25 protein-coding genes and 1 riboswitch are annotated in these 20,303 nt (G+C 74.3%); of the genes, 12 read left to right on the forward strand and 13 right to left on the reverse strand.

Features of this window, described 5'->3' with window-relative positions; translation table 11 throughout:
- The first annotated feature begins 317 nt into the window (after positions 1-317).
- Positions 318-554: a hypothetical protein gene (locus GA0070214_RS30275; protein ID WP_091269938.1), complete on the forward strand. Its 237-nt coding sequence runs from the start codon at positions 318-320 to the stop codon at positions 552-554.
- Positions 555-619: 65 nt separating this feature from the next.
- Here the strand turns inward: GA0070214_RS30275 and GA0070214_RS30280 are convergent, their stop codons facing one another.
- Positions 620-1,315, reverse strand: a complete 696-nt coding sequence (locus GA0070214_RS30280; RefSeq protein ID WP_091269939.1) for a hypothetical protein — start codon at positions 1,313-1,315, stop codon at positions 620-622.
- Positions 1,316-1,469: 154 nt separating this feature from the next.
- On the opposite strand from GA0070214_RS30280, the gene GA0070214_RS30285 reads away from it, so the two are divergent.
- A complete protein-coding gene (locus GA0070214_RS30285; protein WP_091269940.1) occupies positions 1,470-2,666 on the forward strand; it encodes a sensor histidine kinase in 1,197 nt (398 codons plus the stop codon).
- Positions 2,663-3,313 (forward strand): response regulator, encoded by a 651-nt coding sequence (locus GA0070214_RS30290; protein ID WP_091269941.1) that lies wholly within the window; start codon positions 2,663-2,665, stop codon positions 3,311-3,313. Before GA0070214_RS30285 ends, GA0070214_RS30290 begins: the two co-directional genes overlap by 4 nt.
- 5 nt (positions 3,314-3,318) lie before the next feature.
- On the opposite strand, the gene GA0070214_RS30295 is transcribed toward GA0070214_RS30290, so the two are convergent.
- From GA0070214_RS30295 to GA0070214_RS30305, 3 genes are all read right to left on the reverse strand, one after another.
- A complete protein-coding gene (locus GA0070214_RS30295) occupies positions 3,319-4,119 on the reverse strand; it encodes an energy-coupling factor transporter transmembrane component T family protein (protein WP_091269942.1) in 801 nt (266 codons plus the stop codon).
- A gap of 133 nt (positions 4,120-4,252) precedes the next feature.
- Positions 4,253-5,668 carry an ABC transporter ATP-binding protein gene (locus GA0070214_RS30300; RefSeq protein ID WP_091269943.1) on the reverse strand — a complete coding sequence of 472 codons (1,416 nt, stop codon included), beginning with the start codon at positions 5,666-5,668 and terminating at the stop codon, positions 4,253-4,255.
- A 92-nt stretch (positions 5,669-5,760) separates the two neighbouring features.
- Positions 5,761-6,351 carry an ECF transporter S component gene (locus GA0070214_RS30305; protein WP_091269967.1) on the reverse strand — a complete coding sequence of 197 codons (591 nt, stop codon included), beginning with the start codon at positions 6,349-6,351 and terminating at the stop codon, positions 5,761-5,763.
- Positions 6,352-6,425: 74 nt separating this feature from the next.
- Positions 6,426-6,532: riboswitch (TPP riboswitch) on the reverse strand.
- Positions 6,533-6,609: 77 nt separating this feature from the next.
- On the opposite strand from GA0070214_RS30305, the gene GA0070214_RS30310 reads away from it, so the two are divergent.
- From GA0070214_RS30310 to GA0070214_RS30330, 5 genes are all read left to right on the forward strand, one after another.
- Complete coding sequence (locus GA0070214_RS30310; RefSeq protein ID WP_091269944.1) at positions 6,610-7,434, forward strand: alpha/beta fold hydrolase; 825 nt, start codon at positions 6,610-6,612, stop codon at positions 7,432-7,434.
- Entirely contained in the window at positions 7,431-8,243 is an 813-nt protein-coding gene (locus tag GA0070214_RS30315; RefSeq protein WP_091269945.1) for an AAC(3) family N-acetyltransferase, read from the forward strand. Before GA0070214_RS30310 ends, GA0070214_RS30315 begins: the two co-directional genes overlap by 4 nt.
- Positions 8,240-8,989, forward strand: coding sequence for a sugar isomerase domain-containing protein (locus tag GA0070214_RS30320; protein WP_091269946.1), 750 nt, complete (start codon positions 8,240-8,242; stop codon positions 8,987-8,989). The genes GA0070214_RS30315 and GA0070214_RS30320 overlap by 4 nt, the downstream gene beginning before the upstream one ends.
- Before the next feature lie 88 nt (positions 8,990-9,077).
- Positions 9,078-9,581, forward strand: coding sequence for a DUF6328 family protein (locus GA0070214_RS30325; RefSeq protein ID WP_091269947.1), 504 nt, complete (start codon positions 9,078-9,080; stop codon positions 9,579-9,581).
- 117 nt (positions 9,582-9,698) lie between these two features.
- Positions 9,699-11,735, forward strand: coding sequence for an acyl-CoA dehydrogenase family protein (locus tag GA0070214_RS30330; protein WP_377463766.1), 2,037 nt, complete (start codon positions 9,699-9,701; stop codon positions 11,733-11,735).
- A 39-nt stretch (positions 11,736-11,774) separates the two neighbouring features.
- On the opposite strand, the gene GA0070214_RS32040 is transcribed toward GA0070214_RS30330, so the two are convergent.
- The 8 genes from GA0070214_RS32040 to GA0070214_RS30365 form a co-directional block, all read right to left on the reverse strand.
- Positions 11,775-11,942: a hypothetical protein gene (locus GA0070214_RS32040; protein ID WP_167364364.1), complete on the reverse strand. Its 168-nt coding sequence runs from the start codon at positions 11,940-11,942 to the stop codon at positions 11,775-11,777.
- A 9-nt stretch (positions 11,943-11,951) separates the two neighbouring features.
- On the reverse strand, positions 11,952-12,557 hold the full coding sequence (locus GA0070214_RS30335; protein WP_091269969.1) for a hypothetical protein: 606 nt from the start codon (positions 12,555-12,557) through the stop codon (positions 11,952-11,954).
- A 48-nt stretch (positions 12,558-12,605) separates the two neighbouring features.
- The gene (locus GA0070214_RS30340) at positions 12,606-12,998 is read right to left on the reverse strand and encodes a Fur family transcriptional regulator (RefSeq protein WP_091269948.1); all 393 of its coding nucleotides are present in this window, start codon (positions 12,996-12,998) and stop codon (positions 12,606-12,608) included.
- Positions 12,995-13,294: an ArsR/SmtB family transcription factor gene (locus GA0070214_RS30345; protein WP_091269949.1), complete on the reverse strand. Its 300-nt coding sequence runs from the start codon at positions 13,292-13,294 to the stop codon at positions 12,995-12,997. Before GA0070214_RS30345 ends, GA0070214_RS30340 begins: the two co-directional genes overlap by 4 nt.
- Before the next feature lie 43 nt (positions 13,295-13,337).
- Positions 13,338-14,210 carry a metal ABC transporter permease gene (locus tag GA0070214_RS30350; protein WP_091269950.1) on the reverse strand — a complete coding sequence of 291 codons (873 nt, stop codon included), beginning with the start codon at positions 14,208-14,210 and terminating at the stop codon, positions 13,338-13,340.
- The gene (locus GA0070214_RS30355) at positions 14,210-14,971 is read right to left on the reverse strand and encodes a metal ABC transporter ATP-binding protein (RefSeq protein WP_091269951.1); all 762 of its coding nucleotides are present in this window, start codon (positions 14,969-14,971) and stop codon (positions 14,210-14,212) included. The genes GA0070214_RS30350 and GA0070214_RS30355 overlap by 1 nt, the downstream gene beginning before the upstream one ends.
- A complete protein-coding gene (locus tag GA0070214_RS30360; protein WP_091269952.1) occupies positions 14,968-15,906 on the reverse strand; it encodes a metal ABC transporter substrate-binding protein in 939 nt (312 codons plus the stop codon). The genes GA0070214_RS30355 and GA0070214_RS30360 overlap by 4 nt, the downstream gene beginning before the upstream one ends.
- Before the next feature lie 70 nt (positions 15,907-15,976).
- Positions 15,977-16,234, reverse strand: coding sequence for a DUF6703 family protein (locus GA0070214_RS30365; protein WP_091269953.1), 258 nt, complete (start codon positions 16,232-16,234; stop codon positions 15,977-15,979).
- Between the two features lie 27 nt (positions 16,235-16,261).
- On the opposite strand from GA0070214_RS30365, the gene GA0070214_RS30370 reads away from it, so the two are divergent.
- The 4 genes from GA0070214_RS30370 (at position 16,262) to dusB (ending at position 19,951) form a co-directional block, all read left to right on the forward strand.
- Entirely contained in the window at positions 16,262-16,603 is a 342-nt protein-coding gene (locus GA0070214_RS30370; protein ID WP_091269954.1) for an antibiotic biosynthesis monooxygenase family protein, read from the forward strand.
- Between the two features lie 121 nt (positions 16,604-16,724).
- Positions 16,725-17,234 carry an Rv0361 family membrane protein gene (locus tag GA0070214_RS30375; protein ID WP_091269970.1) on the forward strand — a complete coding sequence of 170 codons (510 nt, stop codon included), beginning with the start codon at positions 16,725-16,727 and terminating at the stop codon, positions 17,232-17,234.
- Positions 17,235-17,347: 113 nt separating this feature from the next.
- Positions 17,348-18,727 carry a glycine--tRNA ligase gene (locus GA0070214_RS30380; RefSeq protein WP_091269955.1) on the forward strand — a complete coding sequence of 460 codons (1,380 nt, stop codon included), beginning with the start codon at positions 17,348-17,350 and terminating at the stop codon, positions 18,725-18,727.
- 51 nt (positions 18,728-18,778) lie between these two features.
- Entirely contained in the window at positions 18,779-19,951 is a 1,173-nt protein-coding gene (gene dusB, locus GA0070214_RS30385; protein WP_091269956.1) for a tRNA dihydrouridine synthase DusB, read from the forward strand.
- A 67-nt stretch (positions 19,952-20,018) separates the two neighbouring features.
- On the opposite strand, the gene GA0070214_RS30390 is transcribed toward dusB, so the two are convergent.
- Positions 20,019-20,303, reverse strand: a 285-nt coding sequence (locus tag GA0070214_RS30390; protein ID WP_208602958.1) for a C39 family peptidase, incomplete at its 5' end; no start/stop codon positions are given.

Raw genomic sequence — 20,303 nt, forward strand, 5'->3', positions numbered from 1 at the left:
TGCTGCGACCGTATCGCGGCGCGTACGGCGCGGGGCCGGGACGTCGACGCCGGGTGAGGGCACGGTGGCGGTGGGTTCCGAACCCGGTGGCGGTAATTCGGGTGCGGGGGCGGCGCGGCGTGGGTTAGCGTGCTGGCATGCGTAACTGACGCCCACCTCTCGCAGGCCCGGTCCACCGCGCGTACCGCCGTGGACCGTGCGCCCCGGGCGTCCGCATTCTCCCGTCACCGTCGGTGGCGTGGCGTTCCTGGCCGGACCCGCCCGGGCTGTTCCCCGCTCGCCGTGCCCACGGGTGCCCGACAGTCAGGAGGCAGCGTATGTCCGCCAAGCGCAGTCCGAAGAAATCCCCGAAGCCCGCGCCGTCCCCGGTGGACCTCACCCCGCCGGATCTCGACGCGCTCACCGTGGCGCCCGCCGCACCGGTGACCCTGCCCGGCCGCGGGGACACGCCGCCGCCGCCGAAGTCCGGCCCGCCGGCCGGCCGGGAGGCCCGGCTCGCCGGACGCAGCCAGCGCGCCGGTCAGACCCGGTTCTACGCCTTCCGGCGCAGCTGAGGTCGTCGGGTGCGGTTGTCGTCGCTCCGGCGACGACAACCGCACCCGGAGCCTCCTTCGCCCGCTCAGGCCGCGGCGGTCGCCGGGGCCGCCGTCCCGGCCGGCGCCTCGACCGCGTGCCGCCGGGCGACGCCGAGGGCCAGGCCCACGAAGCCGGCCACCATGAGCGCGCTCACCGCCAGCTTGACCGGGACGCCCGAGCCGACCAGGTCCAGCACCTGCCCGGCGGTGAGCAGCAGCGGCACCCAGAGGGCCACGAGGCGGGCCCGCCAGGCGCCGAAGGCCAGCACGAGCAGGCCGACCAGCCAGCCGAGCAGCCACACCGCGAACGAGGCCATCACGAACGGATCCCCGTCGATCGCGGTCGTCACCGGGCGGGCGGCGTCGGCGTCCACACCACCGCCGGCCAGGGCCCCGAAGAAGGCGTTGTACTGCCACAGGTGGACGGTGGAGAAGTAGAGCCCGAGCAGCGCCGTGGCGCCGCCGATCATGGCGGCCACCGGCCTGCGCCGGTGCAGCGTGGCGGCCAGCCCGAGCGTCGCGGGCAGCAGCAGCAGGTGGGCCAGCGCGAACAGCACGGTCTCCACCCGCCACGCGCCCAGGTTCCCGGCGGCCACCGCCACGTTCCCGGCGGTGTCGGCCACGTCGTCCGGGAACATCACCCAGTAGAAGGCGTTCGCGACGCCGTACACCACGCCGCCGCCGAGCAGGGCGCCCGCGGTGAGCCGCCGGCCGGTCCGCCCGCCAGTGCTGTCGTCCATCAGTGTCTCCTCTCGAAGTCGTGGGAGGGACGTTAGGAGCGACACCCGGGCCGGGTCGTCGGCGCGGAAGTTGAGCCCCGGGTGGAGTGTCGGTGGCGGTCGCTACACCCGTGGGTGGACGCGGAGAGCCGCCCGCCGTGGCTACCCTTCCGGCATGTCTGCCCTCGACGTCCGGGCCCGGTGGCGCGGCGTGGCCATCTCGCTCGCCGGGGCCGCGCTGTTCGCGTTCGGCCTGGCCGAGCTGTACGTACCGCTGGCCGGCTACGTCGAGGGGGAGGGGCCGGACCTCGCCGCGCTCTCCGCCGGCTGGCTCGCCGTCCTCACCGTGCTGCTGGTCGGCTACGGCCTCGCGGTGGCCGGCTGCACGACGTACCCCCGGACGGCCGCCGTCATCGCCGGGGCCTGCTTCACCGCGCAGAGCTTCACGCCGGTCCTGCCGGAGTGGCCGGTCGTGCCGCTGCTGGCGCTCGTGGCGGCCACCTTCGCCTGTGTCGCGGTGGGTGGCCGGGCCGCGGTCGCGGTCGCGGTGGCCGGCTACCTCCTCCCGCTCGGGATCGAGAACGCCGTGGCCGGCGACTCCGACTGGGTCTTCATCCTGTTCGTGGGGCTCGCCGTGGTGGGTCCCGGGTACGCCGTGCGGATGCGGCGGGCGCAGGCGGCCCGGCTCGTGGCGCTGGCCGCCGAGCGGGAGGCCGCCGCCCGGACGGACGAGCGGCTGCGGGTGGCCCGCGAACTGCACGACATCGTGTCGCACGGGGTCTCGGTGATGGTGCTGCAGGCCGCCGCGGCGCAGGCGGTGCTCGACTCGGACGCGGGTCAGGCCCGCGCGTCCCTCGACGCGGTGCAGGAGGTCGGGCGCGAGGTGGTCACCGAGCTGCGCCGGCTGCTGGTGATCCTCCGCGGCGCGGAGGCGGCCCCGGAGGGACTGCCGTCGCTGCGGCGGATCGACGGGCTGACCGCCGGGGTGACCCTGGCCGGCGGGCGGGTCGACGTGACCGTCACGGGTGACCTCGACACGATCCCCGCCGCCGCCGACGTCAGCGGCTACCGGATCCTCCAGGAGGCGCTGACCAACGCCGCCCGGCACGCGCCGGGCGCGACCGTCGGCGTCTCGATCGAGGTGGCCGGCGACGCCCTCCGGCTGCACGTGGCGGACGACGGTGCCGGCCCGGCCCGCCGGAACGCCGGCACCGGCCACGGCCTGACCGGCATCCGGGAGCGGGTGGAGCTGTTCGGCGGCACCGTGAGCGCCGGCCCCCGCCCGCAGGGCGGCTTCGAGGTGCGCGTCACGCTGCCCTTCGACGTCGACGCGTCGGCCGGCGCACTGGCCACGGCCGGGGTCACCGGATGACCCGGGTCCTCATCGCCGACGACGAGGCGCTGGTGCGCGGCGGGCTCCGCCTGATCCTCACCGCCCAGCCGGACCTCGAGGTGGTCGCCGACGCGGCCGACGGCGCGGAAGCCGTGCAGTTGGCGGCCCGGTTCGCGCCCGACGTGGTGCTCATGGACATCCACATGGCGCCGGTGGACGGGATCGCCGCCACCGAGCGGATCCTCGCGGCACGGAGCGACACCCGGATCATCATGCTGACCACCTTCGACCTCGACGAGTACGTCTACCGGGCGCTGCGCGCCGGCGCCTCCGGGTTCATGCTCAAGACCACGCCCCCGCGGGAGCTGGCCGAGGCGGTGCGGACCGCGGCCCGGGGCGACGCCCTGCTCTCCCCGTCGATCACCCGCCGCCTGATCGACCACTACACCGCGACCGCGTCGGTGGTTCCCCACCCGGGCCTCGCCGAGCTGACCGCGCGCGAGACCGAGGTGCTGCGGATGATGGCCCTCGGCCTGTCCAACCGGGAGATCGCCGGCCAGCTCTTCGTCGGCGAGGCGACCGTGAAGACGCACGTGAACCGCATCTTCGCCAAGCTCGGGGTGCGGGACCGGGTGCAGGCCGTGGTGCTGGCGTACCGGAGCGGGATCGCCCAGCCGCGGCGGTAGCGGGCTCAGCCGATCAGCGGGCGGAAGGTGCCCAGGACCACGCTGACCGTGAGCGCCGCCCCGGCGATCGCCGCCGCGCCGGCGACCAGCAGGGCGTCCGCCCGGGTGAAGCGCTGGCGCCGGGCGACCGTGCGCGGGGTGCCGGCGTCGAAGCCCCGCGCGTCCATGGCGACGGCCAGCCGGGTGCCCCGCCGGATCGCCCCGACCAGCAGCGCGAACGCCGTCGACCCGAACAGCCGCAGCTTGGCGAGGGGGTTACGGCCGGCGTCCACGCCCCGGGCCCGGCGCGCCATGCTGATTATCCGCCATTCCTCCTCCAGCAGCGGCACCAGCCGGAACGCGGCCAGCGCGCCGATGGCGAACCGGGCGGGCGCCTTCGCGTTCTGGATCAGCGCGTCGGTCAGGTCGGTGGGGTCGGTGGTCGCGAACACGAGGATCCCGGGCAGCGCCACGGCGAGCATCCGCAGCACCAGACCCAGCGCGGTGAGCAGCACGCCCTCGGTGACCAGCACCGGGCCGGCCTCGACCAGCACCCGGCCGGAGCGGTCGGCCGCGAAGAGCACCAGCGTGACCAGGATGCCGCCGGCGCCGGCGAGCAGCGGCCAGGCCCGCCGTGCCAGCACCCGGTAGCGGACACCGAACAACGGCAGCACCGCGAGTTCGACGGCGATGGCGATGCCCGGGGCCACCGGATCGAGGGTGGCCACCAGGATCAGGGTGAAGACCAGCGCGGCGGCCAGCTTCGCCACCGGGTTGCGCCGGGCCAGCGGCGCCCCGGCCGCCGCGACCGGCTCGACGCTGATCACCGCCTCTCCCGGACGACGGTGCGGTCGGGTCGGGCGGGCGTCACCGGCGCTGCCGAGCGACGGCCGGACACTGGGAGTGACGCGGGCGTCATCGGCGCTTCGCGGGTGACGGTGCGGTCGGGTCCGGTGGGCCTCATCGGCGCTCCAGGGTGAGCGTGCGGTCGGCCAGCGCGGCGACGAAGTCCGCGTCGTGGGTGACCGCGACGACGCCGTGCCCGGCGTCGCGCAGGTCGGCCAGCAGGTCGACCAGTTCCCGCCAGGTCCGCCGGTCCTGGCCGAAGGTGGGCTCGTCGCAGATCAGCAGCCGCGGCGCGGTGGCCAGGGCGGTCGCCACGCTCAGCCGCCGCGCCTCCCCGCCGGAGAGGGTGTACGGGTTGGCGCCCGCCAGCCGGTCCAGCCGCAGCCGCTCCAGCAGCGCGTCCACGGTGGCCGTCACGGTCGCCTCGGGCTGCCCGGTGCGGCGCGGGCCGAGGGCCAGCTCGTCGCGCACCGTGCTCGTGACGAACTGGTGTTCCGGGTCCTGGAAGACCGAGCCGATCCGGCCGGCCAGGGCGGGCGCCCGCCAGCGGTGCGGGGGAGTGCGCGCGTCGCGGCCGGCGAGGGCGGGGGTGGCCGCGACCGTGCCGGTGCCGGGGCGGAGCAGGCCGCCGAGGAGCAGGGCCAGGGTGGACTTGCCGGCCCCGTTCGGGCCGAGGACGGCGAGCGCCTCGCCGGCGCGTACCTCCAGGTCGGTGGGGGCCAGCCGGGGCGGCAGGCCGAGGCGGTCGGCGGTGAGCAGCACCTCGCCGGGTGGCGCGGTGGCGTGCCGGGGCGGCACGGTGCGGCCCGGCACCCAGACCCCGGCGGCGGCGAGCGCGTCGCCGTGCGCGGCGAAGACCGCCTCGGGCGGCCCGTCGGCGCGCACCCCGCCGCCGGGCTCCAGCACGACCACCCGGTCGACCAGCGGCAGCGCCTCGGCGACCCGGTGCTCGACGAGGATCAGCGTGGTGTCGGCGTCGAGAGCGTCGGCGACGGCCCGGCGGACCAGGTCGGCGCCGGCCGGGTCGAGGTTGGCGGTCGGCTCGTCGAGCAGCAGCAGCCCCGGTCGCAGGGCGAGCGTGCCGGCCAGCGCCAGCCGCTGCTGCTCGCCCCCGCTCAGCGCGGCGGTGGCCCGGTCCCGGTCATAGGGGAAGCTGACCCGGCGCAGCGCCTCGTCCACCCGGGGCCAGATCTCCTCCGCGGGTACGCCCCGGTTCTCCAACCCGAACGCCACGTCGTCGCCGCAGCGGGCCATGACGAGCTGGGTCTCCGGGTCCTGGAAGACGACGCCGACCCGCTCCCGGGCCTTGCGCGGGTCGAGCCCGTCGATCTCGACGGTGCCCTCCTGCTCGCCGGAGTCCTCGGGCAGCAACCCGGCCAGCGCGGCGAGCAGGGTGCTCTTCCCAGCGCCGGACGATCCGAGCAGCAGAACCCGCTCCCCGACCTCGACGCGCAGATCCACCCCCCTGAGGGCCCAGCGCTTCCGCCCGGCATGCCGCCACCCAAACCCCCGAAGCTCAACGGCACCCACGCGCCCCACCTCCCCTCTCGGCCCAGCTTGGTTGATCAAGAGGTTTGCGTCCGGAAAACCGCGTCCGCTGACGCAAACCTCTTGATCAACGGTCACACCAGGGCTCGGTCGCGGCCCGCCGGGAAGCGGTCCAGGGCGCCGGTGTTGGCCAGGGCGCGCGTGAGGAAGTGGGCGCCCGCGCCCGCGATGATGGTGGCGCTCACGATGGTCAGCAGGGCGTAGGGCAGGCGGTAGTCGACCAGGTCGTAGGCCTTGTTCCAGTAGACGAAGTCGAAGATCGCGGCGGTCAGGCCGGTCAGCGCGCCGGCCAGCAGGGCGACCGGCAGCCGGTACGCGCGGTAGCGGAACGCCGCGAAGGCCAGTTCGGCGCCAAGGCCCTGCATGAGGCCCTGGACGATGACGATGCCGCCCCACTGGCTGCCCAGCAGCGCCGAGATGATCGCCGCGAGCAGCTCGCAGTAGAGCGAGGCGCCGGGCTTGCGGATGACCAGCCCGCCGAGCACGGCCGGCACCAGCCAGACGCCGTAGATGAGTGTCTGCGCGGGCGGGAAGAACGCGAAGGCGGCGTCCGTGGCGCCCCAGAGCAGCCCCCAGGCCCAGAAGATGACGCCGAAGGCGACGGCGATCACCGAGGCGACGACGATGTCGACGGTGCGCCAGCGGTTGCTGTCGGTGTGGTTCATGACGGACTCCCAGTTCAGGTGAGGAACCAGGAGAAGACGCACGCCGCGCCCGGTGGTCACCGGACGGCGGCGCGGCTGGAGGTCGACCGAACTCCCTGCGCTGGCATTACCCAGATCAGGTTCGAGGGTCTGCGGGCACCGGCCCGCACTCTCAGCGCTGTGCGCTCCCCTGTCGGATGTGAAGTTGTCTCGTCGCAGACGCTAGCACCGCCACCGCCGCCCGGCCCAGCAGGGCGATCGCCCGTTAGGGTGGCGGCCATGCGGGTCGAGGCGCGAGGTCTGACGTTCGAGGTACGCACCGGCGGCCCCGAGGACGGTGAACCCGTCCTGCTGCTGCACGGGTTCCCGCAGCACTCCGGCGAGTGGGACGAGGTGACCCCCGCGCTGCACGCGGCCGGGCTGCGCACGTACGCGCTCGACCAGCGCGGCTACTCGCCCGGCGCCCGGCCGGCGGAGGTCGGGGCGTACCGGATCCCGGAGCTGGTGGCCGACGCGGCCGCCGTGCTCGACGCGCTCGGGGTGACCGCCGCCCATGTGGTCGGCCACGACTGGGGCGCCATCGTGGCGTGGGGCCTGGCGGCGGCGCACCCGGAGCGGGTCCGCACGCTGACCGCGGTGTCGGTGCCGCACCCGGCGGCCATGGGGCACGCGCTCGCCACCGACCCGCGGCAGAAGGCCCGCTCGTCCTACATCGCCCTGTTCCGCAAGCCGGGCAAGGCGGAGAAGGTGCTGCTGGCGTTCCGTGCGGCGACCCTGCGCCGGATGCTCGGCGGGGTGGGTGACGCCGGCCGGGTGGCCCGCTACGCCGACCCGATGCGCGAGCCCGGCGCGCTGACCGCGGCCCTGAACTGGTACCGGGCGATGACCGGGGCGGACATGAAGGCCGTCGGGCCGGTGAACGTGCCCACCACGTTCGTGTGGAGCGACGGGGACGTGGCGATCGGTCGCACCGCCGCCGACGCGTGCGCCGCGCACGTGACCGGCGACTACCGTTTCGCGGTGCTGCCCGGCGTCACCCACTGGATCCCGGACGAGGCACCCGGCCCGCTGACCGCGGCGGTCCTCGCCCGCATCGGCCGATGATCGCGACGACCGCGCCGGCCCGGCCGCACACCCGCGCGTCGCTCGCCGCCCAGCTCCACGACCTCGGGGTACGCCCCGGCGGGACCGTGCTGGTGCACGCCTCCCTGCGCCCGCTGGGCTTCCTCTGCGGTGGGCCCGAGGCGGTGCTGCTCGCCCTGCGCGACGTGCTCGGCCCGGCCGGCACGGTGGTGGTGCCCACCCACACGCCGGAGAACAGCGACCCGGCGGAGTGGAACAACCCGCCGGTGCCGGCGGACTGGTGGCCGGTGATCCGCGACGAGCTGCCCGGCTTCGACCCGGCGGTCACCCCGAGCCGGTTCATGGGCGCGTTCGCCGAACTGGTCCGCACCTGGCCGGGGGCGCTGCGCAGCGACCACCCGCACGTCTCGTTCGCCGCGCTCGGGCCGGCCGCCGCACGGATCGTCGCCGGCCACGAGCGGGCCGACATGCTGGGCGAGGGCTCACCATTGGCCCGCCTCCACGACCTCGACGCCGACGTGCTGCTGCTCGGCGTCGACCACGGCAGCAACACGTCCCTGCACCTGGCCGAGTACCGGCAGCCCGCGCCGCCCCGGCAGCGCTGCGGCGGGGCGGTGCTGACCGCCGACGGCGGCCGGGAGTGGGTGTGGTGGGACGACGTCCGCCTGGACGACGAGGGTTTCACCCGGCTCGGCGCCGACCTGGAGGCCACCGGCGCGGTGCGGCTCGGGCCGGTCGGCGACGGGACGGGCCGGTTGATGAGGCAGCGGGCGGCGGTCGACTTCGCGGTGGAGTGGCTGGCCCGGCACCGACGGACGGAGGAAGCATGACGGTGAGCGCCGAGGCGTACCTGGCGGTGGTGACCGAGACGATCGGCCGGGTGGCCGCCGATCAGCGGGAGAACGTGGCCCGGGCGGCCGACCTGATCGCCGCGTCGCTGCGCGCCGACGGGGTGGTGCACGCGTTCGGCACGGGTCACTCGGAGGCTCTCGCCATGGAGATCGCCGGCCGGGCCGGTGGGCTGGTGCCCACCAACCGGATCGCCCTGCGCGACCTGGTGCTGCACGGCGGCGAGCCGGCCGACGTGCTCGGCCCGAAGCTGGAACGCGAGCCGGCCGTGGCGCACCGCCTCTACGAGCTGGCCCCGGTCCGGCCGCAGGACGTGTTCGTGCTCGCCTCGAACTCCGGCGTGAACGGGGCGATGGTCGAGTTCGCCTCGATCGTGAAGGCGCGCGGGCACGGGCTGGTGGCCATCACCTCGGCGCAGCACTCGGCCCGGATGACCTCCCGCCACCCGTCCGGCCGCAAGCTCGCCGACTTCGCCGACGTGGTGCTGGACAACGGCGCCCCGTACGGCGACGCCACCCTGCCCCTGCCCGGTGGCGGCGCGGTCGGCGCGGTCTCCTCGATCACGGCCGCGCTGCTGGCCCAGCAGATCGTCGCGGAGGTCGTCGCCCGGCTGCTCGCGGTGGGGGAGCGGCCCCCGGTGTACCGGTCCGCCAACATCACGGGCGGCGACGAGCACAACGCCGAGCTGGAGGCCCGGTACGCGGGCCGCATCCGCCGCGGAGCCTGAACGCGTTTCACACTCCGCCCGATCGGGCACAGGCTGAGCTGCCGGTGGGAGACCCCCACCGGCAGTACCGTCTGTCCTGGAGGTGCGGGTGTCCAAGGAAACCGAGAAGCAGCGCTGGCAGCGCAACTTCGCCGACCTGCTCCAGGAGCTGCGGGTGGCGCAGACCGGGGTGCAGATCCTCTTCGCCTTCCTGCTGACCCTGCCGTTCAGCAACGGTTTCACCCGGACCACCGAGTTCCAGCGGGACGTCTACATCGTGGCGTTGCTGTCCGCCGCCGCGGCCACCGCGATGATCATCTCACCGGTCGCCTTCCACCGGGCACTGTTCCGCCAGGGTCGCAAGCCGGAGCTGGTCCGCTTCGCGCACCGGATGGCCAGCGGCGGTCTCGGCTTCATGCTGATCTCGATGGTGAGCGCGGTCCTGCTGATCACCGACTTCGTGCTGAGCCGCCCGATCGCCTTCCTGCTGAGCGCGTTCACCGGGGTCTGGTTCCTGGTCTTCTGGGTGATCCTGCCGTTCGCACGGCGCAACTGGGGTGACGACGACATCGACGACGAGGACGACGATCCACGGACGCTGGCCGGCGACTGACCGCCCGGACCCGCCAAATCGGACGTGCGCGCGAGGCTACCCCTGGGTAACACCCGGGGGTAGCGTCGTTTTCGAGGCACGTCGACGCAGCCGGACCGAGGTCTTCAGGAGGCAGCCGTGACCACGACACAGAACAGCCGGCCCGACCCCGCCGGGCACGGCGGTCCGACCGGGCGGGTGGCGCCCGCCGACGACCCCCAGCCACCGGCCGGCGTGGACGGGGCCGGGCCGCTGCCCGCCGAGGCCGGTCAGGTCACCGAGAAGGAGGCGCGGCAGGTCGCCGAGGCGGCCCGCGAGTCGGCCTGGGATCGGCCCAGCTTCGGCAAGGAGCTGTTCCTCGGCCGCTTCCAGCTCGACCTGATCAACCCCTGGCCGCGCCTCGACCCGGCCGAGGCGGCGCGGGCCGAGGAGTTCCTCGCGGCGTTCGGGGCGTACCTGGAATCCGAGGTGGACGGTGCGGCCATCGAGCGGGACGCGCGCATCCCCGACGAGGTGTTCCACGGGCTGGCCCGGCTCGGCGCCTTCGGCATGAAGATCGACCGCAAGCACGGCGGCCTCGGGCTGAGCAACCTGCACTACTGCCGGGCGCTGATGCGGGCCGGCTCGGTGAACCCGTCGATCGGCGCGCTGCTCTCCGCGCACCAGTCGATCGGCGTGCCGCAGCCGCTGAAGATGTTCGGCATCCCCGAGCAGAAGGAGCGCTTCCTGCCCCGGCTGGCGGCCGGCGAGGTCTCCGCCTTCCTGCTCACCGAGCCGGACGTCGGCTCCGACCCGGCCCGCCTGGCCACCACGGCCGAGCCCACCGAGGACGGCACCGGCTACCGGCTCAACGGCGTGAAGCTCTGGGCCACCAACGGCACGGTGGCCACCCTGCTCGTGGTGATGGCCCGGGTGCCGGCGGCCGAGGGGCGGCGCGGCGGCATCACCGCCTTCGTGGTGGAGGGCGACAGCGAGGGCATCACCGTCGAGCGGCGCAACGCCTTCATCGGGCTGCGCGGCCTGGAGAACAGCCTCACCCGGTTCCACGACGTCTTCGTGCCCAGGGAGAACGTGATCGGCGGCGAGGGCAAGGGCCTGAAGATCGCGCTGACCACGTTGAACACCGGCCGGCTCTCGCTGCCGGCCATGTGCGTGGGCGCCGGCAAGTGGGCGTTGAACGTGGCCCGGGAGTGGGCCGCCGACCGGGTCCAGTGGGGCCGGCCGGTCGGCGAGCACGAGGCGGTCGCCAAGAAGCTCGCCTTCATGGCCGCGACGACGTACGGCATGGAGTCCATGCTCGACCTCTGCTGCCTGCTCGCCGACGACGACCGCAACGACATCCGCATCGAGGCCGCGCTCGTGAAGCTCTACGCCAGCGAGATGGCCTGGAAGATCGCCGACGAGCTGATCCAGATCCGGGGCGGGCGCGGCTACGAGACGGCCGACTCCCTGGCCGCCCGGGGCGAACGCCCGGCCGCCGTCGAGCAGCTCCTGCGCGACCTGCGGATCAACCGGATCTTCGAGGGCTCCACCGAGATCATGCACCTGCTGATCGCCCGCGAGGCGGTCGACGCGCACCTCTCGGTGGCCGGCGACATCATCGACCCGGACGCCGGGCTGGGCCGCAAGGCGAAGGCCGGCGCGCGGGCCGGCGTCTTCTACGCGAAGTGGCTGCCCACCCTGGCCGTCGGCAAGGGCCAGGCGCCCGGGGCCTACCACGAGTTCGGCCCGCTCGCCGCGCACCTGCGCCACGTCGAGCGCGCCTCCCGCAAGCTGGCCCGGTCCACCTTCTACGCGATGTCCCGCTGGCAGGGGAAGATGGAGCGCAAGCAGGCGTTCCTCGGCCGGGTGGTGGACATCGGCGCGGAGCTGTTCGCCATGTCGGCGGTCTGCGTCCGGGCGGTCGCCGAGCGCGCCGAGCACCCGGAGAACGTCGAGTTGGCCGACCTGTTCTGCCGCCAGGCCCGGCTGCGCGTCGACGAGCTGTTCACCGGGCTGTGGTCGAACACCGACGCGGTGGACGTGGCCGCCGCCAAGCGGATCATCGCGGGGCGCTACGCCTCGATCGAGGAGGGCGTTGTCACCCCGCCCGCCGACCAGCCCTGGGTGGCCCGCTGGCAGCCCGGCCCGTCGACGGCCCAGGACGTCCGCCGCCGCATCCCGCCCGCGCCGTGACGGTCGCCGGCCCCCGCCGGACGCGGCGGGGGCCGGCCGTCAGCGGGCGACCGCCCAGGCGATCACGCCGGCCAGGATGAGGCCGTTCAGCCCGGCCAGCACCAGGTACGCGGCCGGCGGGATCCGGCGGCCCTTGCGGACGTAGCTCACGAGGACGCCCGCGTAGATCAGGAGCAGGACCGCGACGGCGATCAGGAAGTACAGCACCGGCACACCTTACCGGCCGGTGCGCAGCCCGAGTCCGCGCAGCTCCAGCGCGGCGAGCGCGTCGACCGTCTCGTCGTCGCCGCGGCGCCACGCCTCGGCCACGTCCGGCGCGATCCGGTTCAGCTTGGCGAGCGGCTGGCCGGCGAGGGCGCGCAGCGCCAGCAGGTCCCGCCCGGCCGGTGCGGCGGCGAGCGCCTTCGCCGCGCCGGCCCGGCGCATCCAGCGCACCCGCAGCGGCAGCCAGCCGAACAGCACCAGCCCGAGCGGGAAGACCAGCGCCGCGACGGCCAGCGCCAGCGCCAGCTGGCCGACCAGCTCCTGCTGGTCACGGCCGGCCTCGGCGACCGCGCGGGCGGCCTCGGCGGCCTTGGTGAAGGGCGCGGTCAGCTCGTCGCCGACCAGCGGCACCCGGCCGACCTTGCCGCCGGCGTCGGCCAGGTTGTCGGCGAGCCCGCCGCCGGCCCCCTCCAGCTTCTGTCCGGGTACGGCGAGCTTCTCGACCAGGTCGTGCACCCAGAGCGCGAAGCGGATCGCCGCGTACACCCAGACGACCACGAGCAGATCGGTGAGGAGCTGACGGAGGGCGGTCGGAAAACGGTCGGCGTAGATCTTCACGCCGGACAGCGTGCCACGGCCCGGCCGCGCGGGCACGGGGCAGATTTCTCAGCCGGCGCAGCCCGGGCAGGTGCCGAAGATCTCCAGGGTGTGGCTGACCTGCACGTACCCGTGTTCGGCGGCGACCCGCTCGGCCCAGCTCTCCACCGCGGGGCCGGCGACCTCCACGGTCCGGCCGCAGGCCCGGCAGACCAGGTGGTGGTGATGGCCCTCGCTGCACCGTCGGTAGAGGTGCTCGCCGCCCGGCGGGCGCATCACGTCGATCTCGCCCGCGTCGGCGAGCCCCTGGAGGGTCCGGTAGACGGTGGTGAGCCCGACCCGCTCGCCGCGCTGGCGCAGCATGGCGTGCAGGTCCTGGGCGCTGTGGAAGCCGTCGACCTCGGCCAGCAGGGCGCTCACCGCGGTCCGCTGCCGGGTGTTGCGCAGGGCCCCCTCGGTCACGGCCCCTCCCCGGCGTGGCTCACGGCGTCCGCCACGATGTGCGCGACGTGCTCGTCCACCAGCGCGTACGCGATCTCCCGGCCGCGCCGCGAGCCGCGCACCACGCCGGCGCCGCGCAGCACCCGCAGGTGCTGGGAGACCAGCGGCTGCGGGGCGCCGAGCTTCTCCACCAGCTCGTGCACGCAGCGCTCGCCCGCGGCCAGTTCGCTCACGATCGCCAGCCGGATCGGCGCCGACAGCGCGCGCAGCAGGTCACCCGCGCCCTCGAAGGCGTCGTACCCGTTCGTGACCGTCACCCCGTAACGGTAACCAATGCCAGCAGCGCCGGCCGGGACGGCCTCACCGCAGGACCACCTCGTGTTCCGGCGGCTCGGCCACCGGCACGGCGACCGGCCGGGTCCGCCGCCGCAGTGCCCGCCGGCCGGCCGCCAGCAGCGCCACCACCAGGAACGAGCCGATGGCCAGCAGCACCACCGAGGCGCCGGGCGCGGTGTCCGCGGTGGCGGCCACCCAGACCCCGGCGCCGGCCGCGAACAGCCCGAGCGCCATGGCCGCGCCCATGGTGGCCCGGAACCCCCGGGTCACCTGCTGCGCGGTGGCCACCGGCACCACCATGAGCGCGCTGATCAGCAGCACCCCGACCGCCCGCATGGCGATGGTCACGGTCACCGCGGTGCCGACCGCGAGGAGCAGGTTCAACGCCCGTACCGGCAGGCCGGACACCCGGGCGTACTCCTCGTCGTGGCAGACCGCGAAGAGCGCCGGGCGCAGGACCAGCATGGTCACCAGGATCGCCACGCCGAGCACCAGGATGGTGACCAGGTCGGCCGGCGACGTCGTGGTCAGGGACCCGAAGAGGTACGCGTTGAGCGACCCGCTGCTGGCGTCGGAGAGCCCGACCAGCATCACGCCGCCGGCGATGCCGCCGTAGAACAGCAGCGCCAGGGCCAGGTCGCCCGAGGTGCGCCCGCGCGAGCGGACCAGCTCGATGACGATCGCGCCCAGCGTGGCCGCGACGACCGCGACCAGCACGGGGGAGCGGTTGAGCAGCAGCCCGGCGCCGACGCCGGTGAGCGCCACGTGGCCGATGCCGTCGCCGATCAGCGCCAGCCGGCGCTGCACCAGGTAGATGCCGAGCGCCGGGGCGGCCAGCCCGATGACCAGCGCGCCGACCAGGGCGCGCAGCATGAAGTCGTACTGGAAGAGGTCCATCACATGCTCCACAGCCCGGCGGGCTCCTCGTCGCAGTGCGGGTGCACGTGGTCGTGGCCCGGCTCGGCGTGGTGCCCGGCCGGTTCCGGCACGGCGCCGTCGTGGCAGATGCCGCCCTGGTGGACGACGACGGCCCGGCTGATCAGGGGGCGCAGCGGCCCCAGCTCGTGGGCGACCAGCAGCACGGTGCCGCCGCCGTCGCGGAAGGCCCGCAGCGCGTGGGCGAACGCCTCCTGGCTGGCCGCGTCGACCCCGGCGGTCGGCTCGTCGAGCAGCAGCACCTCCGGCCGGCCGGCCAGGGCCCGGGCGATCAGGGTGCGCTGCTGCTGGCCGCCGGAGAGCGTGGCGACCGGGTCGCCGGCCCGGTCGGCGAGCCCGACCGCGCGCAGCGCCTCGGCGACCGCCTCCCGGTCGGCCCGCCCCGACGGGCGCAGCACGCCCCGCCGGGCCAGCCGCCCGGAGGCCACCACCTCGCCGACCGTGGCCGGTACGCCGCTGCCCGCGCCGAGCCGCTGCGGGACGTACCCGATGCGGTGCCACTGCCGGAAGCGGCGCTGCGGCGTGCCGAAGAGGGCGACCGACCCGGCGCCCAGCGGCACGAGGCCGAGCACGGCGCGGATGAGGGTCGACTTGCCGGAGCCGTTGGCGCCGAGCACGGCGACCACCTCGCCGGCCGTGACGGTCAGGGAGACGTCGCGCAGCACCGCCCGGCCGTCATAGCCGACGGCGGCGTGCGAGACCTGGATGACGGGTTCGGTCATGAGCAGTCCAAGGCGGTCCGCAGGGTCTGGAGGTTGGCGCGCATCGCCGAGAGGTAGTCGCCGTCGGCGGGCGGGCCCTCGATGGGGTCGAGCACGGCGGTCCGCGCCCCGACCTCCCGGGCCACGGTCTCGGCGATCTTGGGGCTGACCAGCGTCTCGAAGAAGATGGTGGTGGCCGCGTGCTCCCGGGCCTCCTTCGCCACCTCGGCGAGGCGCTGCGGGGAGGGCTCGGCGTCGGGGCTGAGGCCGGTGATGCCGACCTGTTCGAGCCGGTAGTGCGCGGCCAGGTAGCCGAAGGCGGTGTGGCTGGTCACGACCTCCCGGCGCTGGCACGTGGCCAGGCCCCGGGTGTAGTCGGCGTCGAGCCCGGTCAGTTCGGTGCGCAGCGCCGCCGCCCGGGCGGTGAAGTCGGCGGCCCGGTCGGGGTCGACCGCGCCGAGCCGCTCGGCGAGCCGGTCACCGACGGTGGCCAGCCGCGTCGGGTCCAGCCAGAGGTGGGGGTCCTTGCCGCCGGACTCCTCCTCGTGACCGGCCTCACCCTCGTGCTGGTGGCCGCCCGCCGCGGCGTCGAGCAGCGGTTGCACGCCGGCCACGTCGAACGCCCGGTCGCCGCCGTTCTGCTCGACCGCCTCGTCCACGGCCGGCTGGAAGCCGGACAGGTAGACGATCAGCTCGGCGTCGGCCACCTGGCCCACCTGCCGGGGGTGGAGTTCCAGGTCGTGCGGCTCGGCGCCGGGCTTGGCCAGGCTGGTGACCGCGACGGCGTCGCCGCCGATCTTCTCGGCGAGGAACTGGAGGGGATAGAACGCGGCCACCACGTCGACCCGGTCCGGGTCGCTCCCGCCACCGCCGTCCGAGCAGGCGGCGAGGCCGCCCAGGGTGAGCAGGGCGGCGGTGGCGGCGGCGAGCGCGCGGCGGGCTGAGCGGACGGTCATGCAACTACTGTCCGCGATAACGAAATTGATTGTCAAAAACGCATGATTGCATGTCTGCGCAGGTCAACGGTCAGAGCAGCTTCGCCAGCGCGACCGTGATCAGCAGGGTCAGCACCAGCAGCCGCAGCACGCGCGTCGCCGGGGCCTGCACCGGCCAGGTGACGGTCATCAGCCACACCAGCCCGCCGGCCAGCGCCAGCAGCAGCAGCCCGCCCACCGCGCCCGGCGCGAAGAGCCCGACCAGCACCAGGACCAGCGCGGCCAGGAACACCGTCGTCGGGTTGAGCCGGGCCAACCGGGACAGCACGGGAGTCTGCGTACGCTGCATGCCACAGACTCTACGAGGAGGAACCAGGTGCTGGTCACCAACCGGTTCGTGGTGGACGCCGGCGTGGCGGACGAGTTCACCCGGGAGGCGCACGCCGCGCTCGCCGCGCTCGCCGCCCGCCCGGGCTACCGGCGCGGCGAACTGCTCCGCGCGCTGGACGACCCCGCCCACTGGTGCCTGCTCACCGAGTGGGAGTCCGTCGGGGCCTACCGGCGGGCGCTCGGCGGCTTCGACGTCAAGGTCACCGCGGTGCCGCTGCTCGCCCGGTCGGTGGACGAGCCCTCGGCGTACGAGACACTGGCCAGTGCCGCGCCGGACGGCGAGATCGTCGTGGCGGCCAGTGATCGGGCCGCAGGTCCTTACCGCTGAGGCCGGGGGCACTACCCTGGCGCGTATGACCGCTCCCGGGCCGGCTGCCCCACCACCCCCGCCCGTGCCTTCCGGCATGCCGGTGCCGGGCTCCCCGGGCGTTCCCGCGCCGCCGCCCGGCATGCCGCCGGTTCCGGGCTCCCCGGGTGAGCCGGGGGTTCCCGCGCCGCCGCCCGGGCCCGGGGTCGCCCCGCCGTTCGCCGCGCCGCCAACCGAGGGCGGCCGGGCCCGGCTCTGGCTCGGCCTGGGCGTCGGCGCGCTCGCCGTGCTGCTGTGCTGCGGCGGGGGCGGCGCCGCCGTGGTCGGGCTCGCGGTGAGCAACGTGCAGGCCGTCGAGGAGCAGGGCAAGGCGGTCACCGACGACTACTACCAGGCGCTCGTCGCCAAGGACTTCTCGAAGGCCTACGACCAGCTCTGCGACGACGCCCGGCGGCGCGAGTCCCGGCACGAGTTCGAGCAGCGGGTGGCCACCGAGCCGCAGGTCTCCGGCTACCGGGTGGGCGAGGTCGACACCGCGACGCTGACCGTGCCGGTCGACGTGACCCTGGCCGGCGGCCGGCGGGAGGCGCAGACCGTCACGCTGGCGCCCGACCAGCAGACCGGCGGCATGGAGGTGTGCGGGGTGAGCTGACGGGCCCCCGGTATTCTGCTGGGCTCGGGACCGCGGTGGTCGTACCGTTGTGCCGAACCGTCCGGAAACACTCACATCGCCCCCGCCGACCGCCAGCCGGCGTAGGAGGAAACATGCCAGCCGACCGTATCGACGCCGTCGTCAGCCTCGCCAAGCGCCGGGGCTTCGTCTTCCCCTCCAGCGAGATCTACGGGGGCACCCGGTCGGCCTGGGACTACGGTCCGCTCGGCGTCGAGCTCAAGGAGAACGTCCGCCGGCAGTGGTGGAAGACCATGGTCCAGCAGCGCGACGACGTCGTCGGCCTGGACTCCGCGGTCATCCTGGCCCGCAAGGTCTGGGAGGCCAGCGGCCACATCGCCGAGTTCGTCGACCCGCTCACCGAGTGCCAGTCCTGCCACAAGCGGTTCCGCGCCGACCACCTCGAAGAGGCGTACGAGGCCAAGCACGGCAAGCCGCTCACCTCGCTGACCGAGCTGAACTGCCCGAACTGCGGCAACAAGGGCACCTTCACCGAGCCGAAGATGTTCAACGGCCTCATGAAGACCTACCTGGGCCCGGTGGAGAGTGACGAGGGCCTGCACTACCTGCGCCCGGAGACCGCCCAGGGCATCTTCGTCAACTACAAGAACGTGGAGACGGTCGCCCGCAAGAAGCCGCCGTTCGGCATCGCGCAGACCGGCAAGTCGTTCCGCAACGAGATCACCCCGGGCAACTTCATCTTCCGGACCCGCGAGTTCGAGCAGATGGAGATGGAGTTCTTCGTCGAGCCGGGCACCGACGAGAAGTGGCACGAGTACTGGCTCGCCGAGCGCTGGAACTGGTACCTCGACCTGGGCCTCTCCGAGGACAACCTCCGCTTCTACGAGCACCCCAAGGAGAAGCTCTCCCACTACTCGAAGCGCACCGTCGACATCGAGTACCGGTTCCAGTTCGGCGGCACCGAGTTCGCCGAGCTGGAGGGCATCGCCAACCGGACCGACTTCGACCTGTCCACGCACAGCAAGCACTCCGGCGTCGACCTGTCGTACTTCGACCAGACCAAGGGCGAGCGCTGGATGCCGTACGTGATCGAGCCGGCCGCCGGCCTCACCCGCGCGGTGCTGGCGTTCCTGCTCGAGGCGTACGACGAGGACGAGGCCCCGAACACCAAGGGCGGCGTGGACAAGCGCACCGTCATGCGCTTCGACCCGCGGCTGGCTCCCGTCAAGGTGGCGGTGCTGCCGCTGTCCCGCAACGAGGCGCTCTCGCCGAAGGCCAAGCAGCTCGCCAGCGACCTGCGCAAGCGCTGGGTGGTCGAGTTCGACGACTCGCAGGCTATCGGCCGCCGCTACCGCCGGCAGGACGAGATCGGCACGCCGTTCTGCGTCACCGTCGACTTCGACACCCTGGACGACAACGCGGTGACCGTGCGGAACCGGGACACCATGACCCAGGAGCGCGTCTCCCTGGACCAGGTCGAGCGCTACCTGATCGAGCGCCTGCCCGGCTGCTGACGCTGGTCACGGGGCCCCGACCGGTCGGTCGGGGCCCCGTACACTTGTGCGGTGACCGCCCCGACCCTGCCCGCGCTGCGCCCGCTCACCCTCGGCCCGCACGAGGTGTGGCCGCCCGTGGTGCTCGCGCCGATGGCCGGGATCACCAACGTCGGTTTCCGCCGGCTCTGCCGTGAGCAGGGCGGCGGCATCTACGTCTGCGAGATGATCACCACGCGGGCGCTGGTCGAGCGGAACCCCAAGACGCTCCGCATGATCGCCTTCGGCGCGGACGAGCAGCCCCGCAGCCTCCAGCTCTACGGCACCGACCCGGAGATCACCGCCGCCGCCGTGCGGATCGTGGTCGAGCGGAACCTCGCCGACCACATCGACCTGAACTTCGGCTGCCCGGTCCCCAAGGTCACCAGGCGCGGCGGCGGGTCGGCCCTGCCGTGGCGGCGCCGGCTGTTCGCCCGGCTGGTCCGGGCCGCCGTGGAGGCCGCGTCGCCCGCCGGGGTGCCGGTCACCGTGAAGATGCGCAAGGGCATCGACGACGACCACCTGACGTACGTCGAGGCCGGCCTCGCCGCCCAGGACGCCGGCGTCGCGGCGGTGGCCCTGCACGGGCGTACGGCCGCGCAGCGCTACTCGGGCACCGCCGACTGGGACGCCATCGCCACCCTCAAGCAGGCGCTCGACGTGCCCGTGCTCGGCAACGGCGACATCTGGGAGGCCGACGACGCGCTGCGGATGGTCGCCCACACCGGCGTCGACGGCGTGGTGGTGGGGCGCGGCTGCCTGGGCCGGCCCTGGCTGTTCGCCGACCTGGAGGCCGCCTTCAACGGGCGCACCGAGCGGCGGCTGCCGAACCTCGGCGAGGTGGCGGCGACCATGCGCCGGCACGCCGAGCTGCTCGTCGACCAGTTCGTGGCCGGCGCCCGCAGCCCGGCCCGTGGTGAGCGCGACGGCTGCACCGACTTCCGCAAGCACGTGGCCTGGTACCTGAAGGGCTTCCCGGTCGGCAGCGAACTGCGCCGCTCGCTCGCGATGATCGAGAGCCTGGCCCAGCTCGACGACCTGCTCGGCAAGCTCGATTCGACCGTACCGTTCCCGGTGGAGACCCTCGGCCAGCCGCGCGGCCGGACCAACTCCCCGGGCAAGGTCGCTCTCCCCGACGGCTGGCTCGCCAGCCGCGACGACGACACCCCACCGGACGGCGCCGAGCTGGACGACTCCGGCGGCTGACAACGACGCGCAAAGGGCCCGACCCCTTTGTGGGGTCGGGCCCTTCCGTGTTGCGTGGTGCGGTGGATCAGGACGCGGAGTAGCCGCGGGTGGCGATCCAGTCGGCGAGGTTGTCGACGCTGATGCGGTAGGAGGCCATGTTCGGGTCGGCGCTGTCGGCGATGGTCACGGTCTTGCCGTTGTCGCGGTAGCCGACGACGCTGATGTAGTGGCCGCCTTCGAAGGAGTGGGTGTTGCCGTCGGTGTCGGTGGTGGTGCCGGCGATGTTGGCGACCACGGCGCGGCCGTCGTCGACGGTGCGCACGATGTCAGCGCGCAGGGTGTCGGTCTGCTTGTCGTCGGCCTTGCCGTC

Origin of the sequence: Micromonospora chaiyaphumensis (assembly GCF_900091435.1) — a bacterium.
In the GTDB taxonomy this organism is placed as follows: domain Bacteria; phylum Actinomycetota; class Actinomycetes; order Mycobacteriales; family Micromonosporaceae; genus Micromonospora; species Micromonospora chaiyaphumensis.

Coding starts and splice junctions, on each gene's coding strand:
- GA0070214_RS30275 (WP_091269938.1), top strand. CDS start 318: ATGTCCGCCAAGCGCAGTCCGAAGAAATCCCCGAAGCCCGCGCCGTCC.
- GA0070214_RS30280 (WP_091269939.1), bottom strand. CDS start 1,315: ATGGACGACAGCACTGGCGGGCGGACCGGCCGGCGGCTCACCGCGGGC.
- GA0070214_RS30285 (WP_091269940.1), top strand. CDS start 1,470: ATGTCTGCCCTCGACGTCCGGGCCCGGTGGCGCGGCGTGGCCATCTCG.
- GA0070214_RS30290 (WP_091269941.1), top strand. CDS start 2,663: ATGACCCGGGTCCTCATCGCCGACGACGAGGCGCTGGTGCGCGGCGGG.
- GA0070214_RS30305 (WP_091269967.1), bottom strand. CDS start 6,351: ATGAACCACACCGACAGCAACCGCTGGCGCACCGTCGACATCGTCGTC.
- GA0070214_RS30310 (WP_091269944.1), top strand. CDS start 6,610: ATGCGGGTCGAGGCGCGAGGTCTGACGTTCGAGGTACGCACCGGCGGC.
- GA0070214_RS30315 (WP_091269945.1), top strand. CDS start 7,431: ATGATCGCGACGACCGCGCCGGCCCGGCCGCACACCCGCGCGTCGCTC.
- GA0070214_RS30320 (WP_091269946.1), top strand. CDS start 8,240: ATGACGGTGAGCGCCGAGGCGTACCTGGCGGTGGTGACCGAGACGATC.
- GA0070214_RS30350 (WP_091269950.1), bottom strand. CDS start 14,210: ATGGACCTCTTCCAGTACGACTTCATGCTGCGCGCCCTGGTCGGCGCG.
- GA0070214_RS30355 (WP_091269951.1), bottom strand. CDS start 14,971: ATGACCGAACCCGTCATCCAGGTCTCGCACGCCGCCGTCGGCTATGAC.
- GA0070214_RS30360 (WP_091269952.1), bottom strand. CDS start 15,906: ATGACCGTCCGCTCAGCCCGCCGCGCGCTCGCCGCCGCCACCGCCGCC.
- GA0070214_RS30365 (WP_091269953.1), bottom strand. CDS start 16,234: ATGCAGCGTACGCAGACTCCCGTGCTGTCCCGGTTGGCCCGGCTCAAC.
- GA0070214_RS30375 (WP_091269970.1), top strand. CDS start 16,725: ATGCCGCCGGTTCCGGGCTCCCCGGGTGAGCCGGGGGTTCCCGCGCCG.
- GA0070214_RS30380 (WP_091269955.1), top strand. CDS start 17,348: ATGCCAGCCGACCGTATCGACGCCGTCGTCAGCCTCGCCAAGCGCCGG.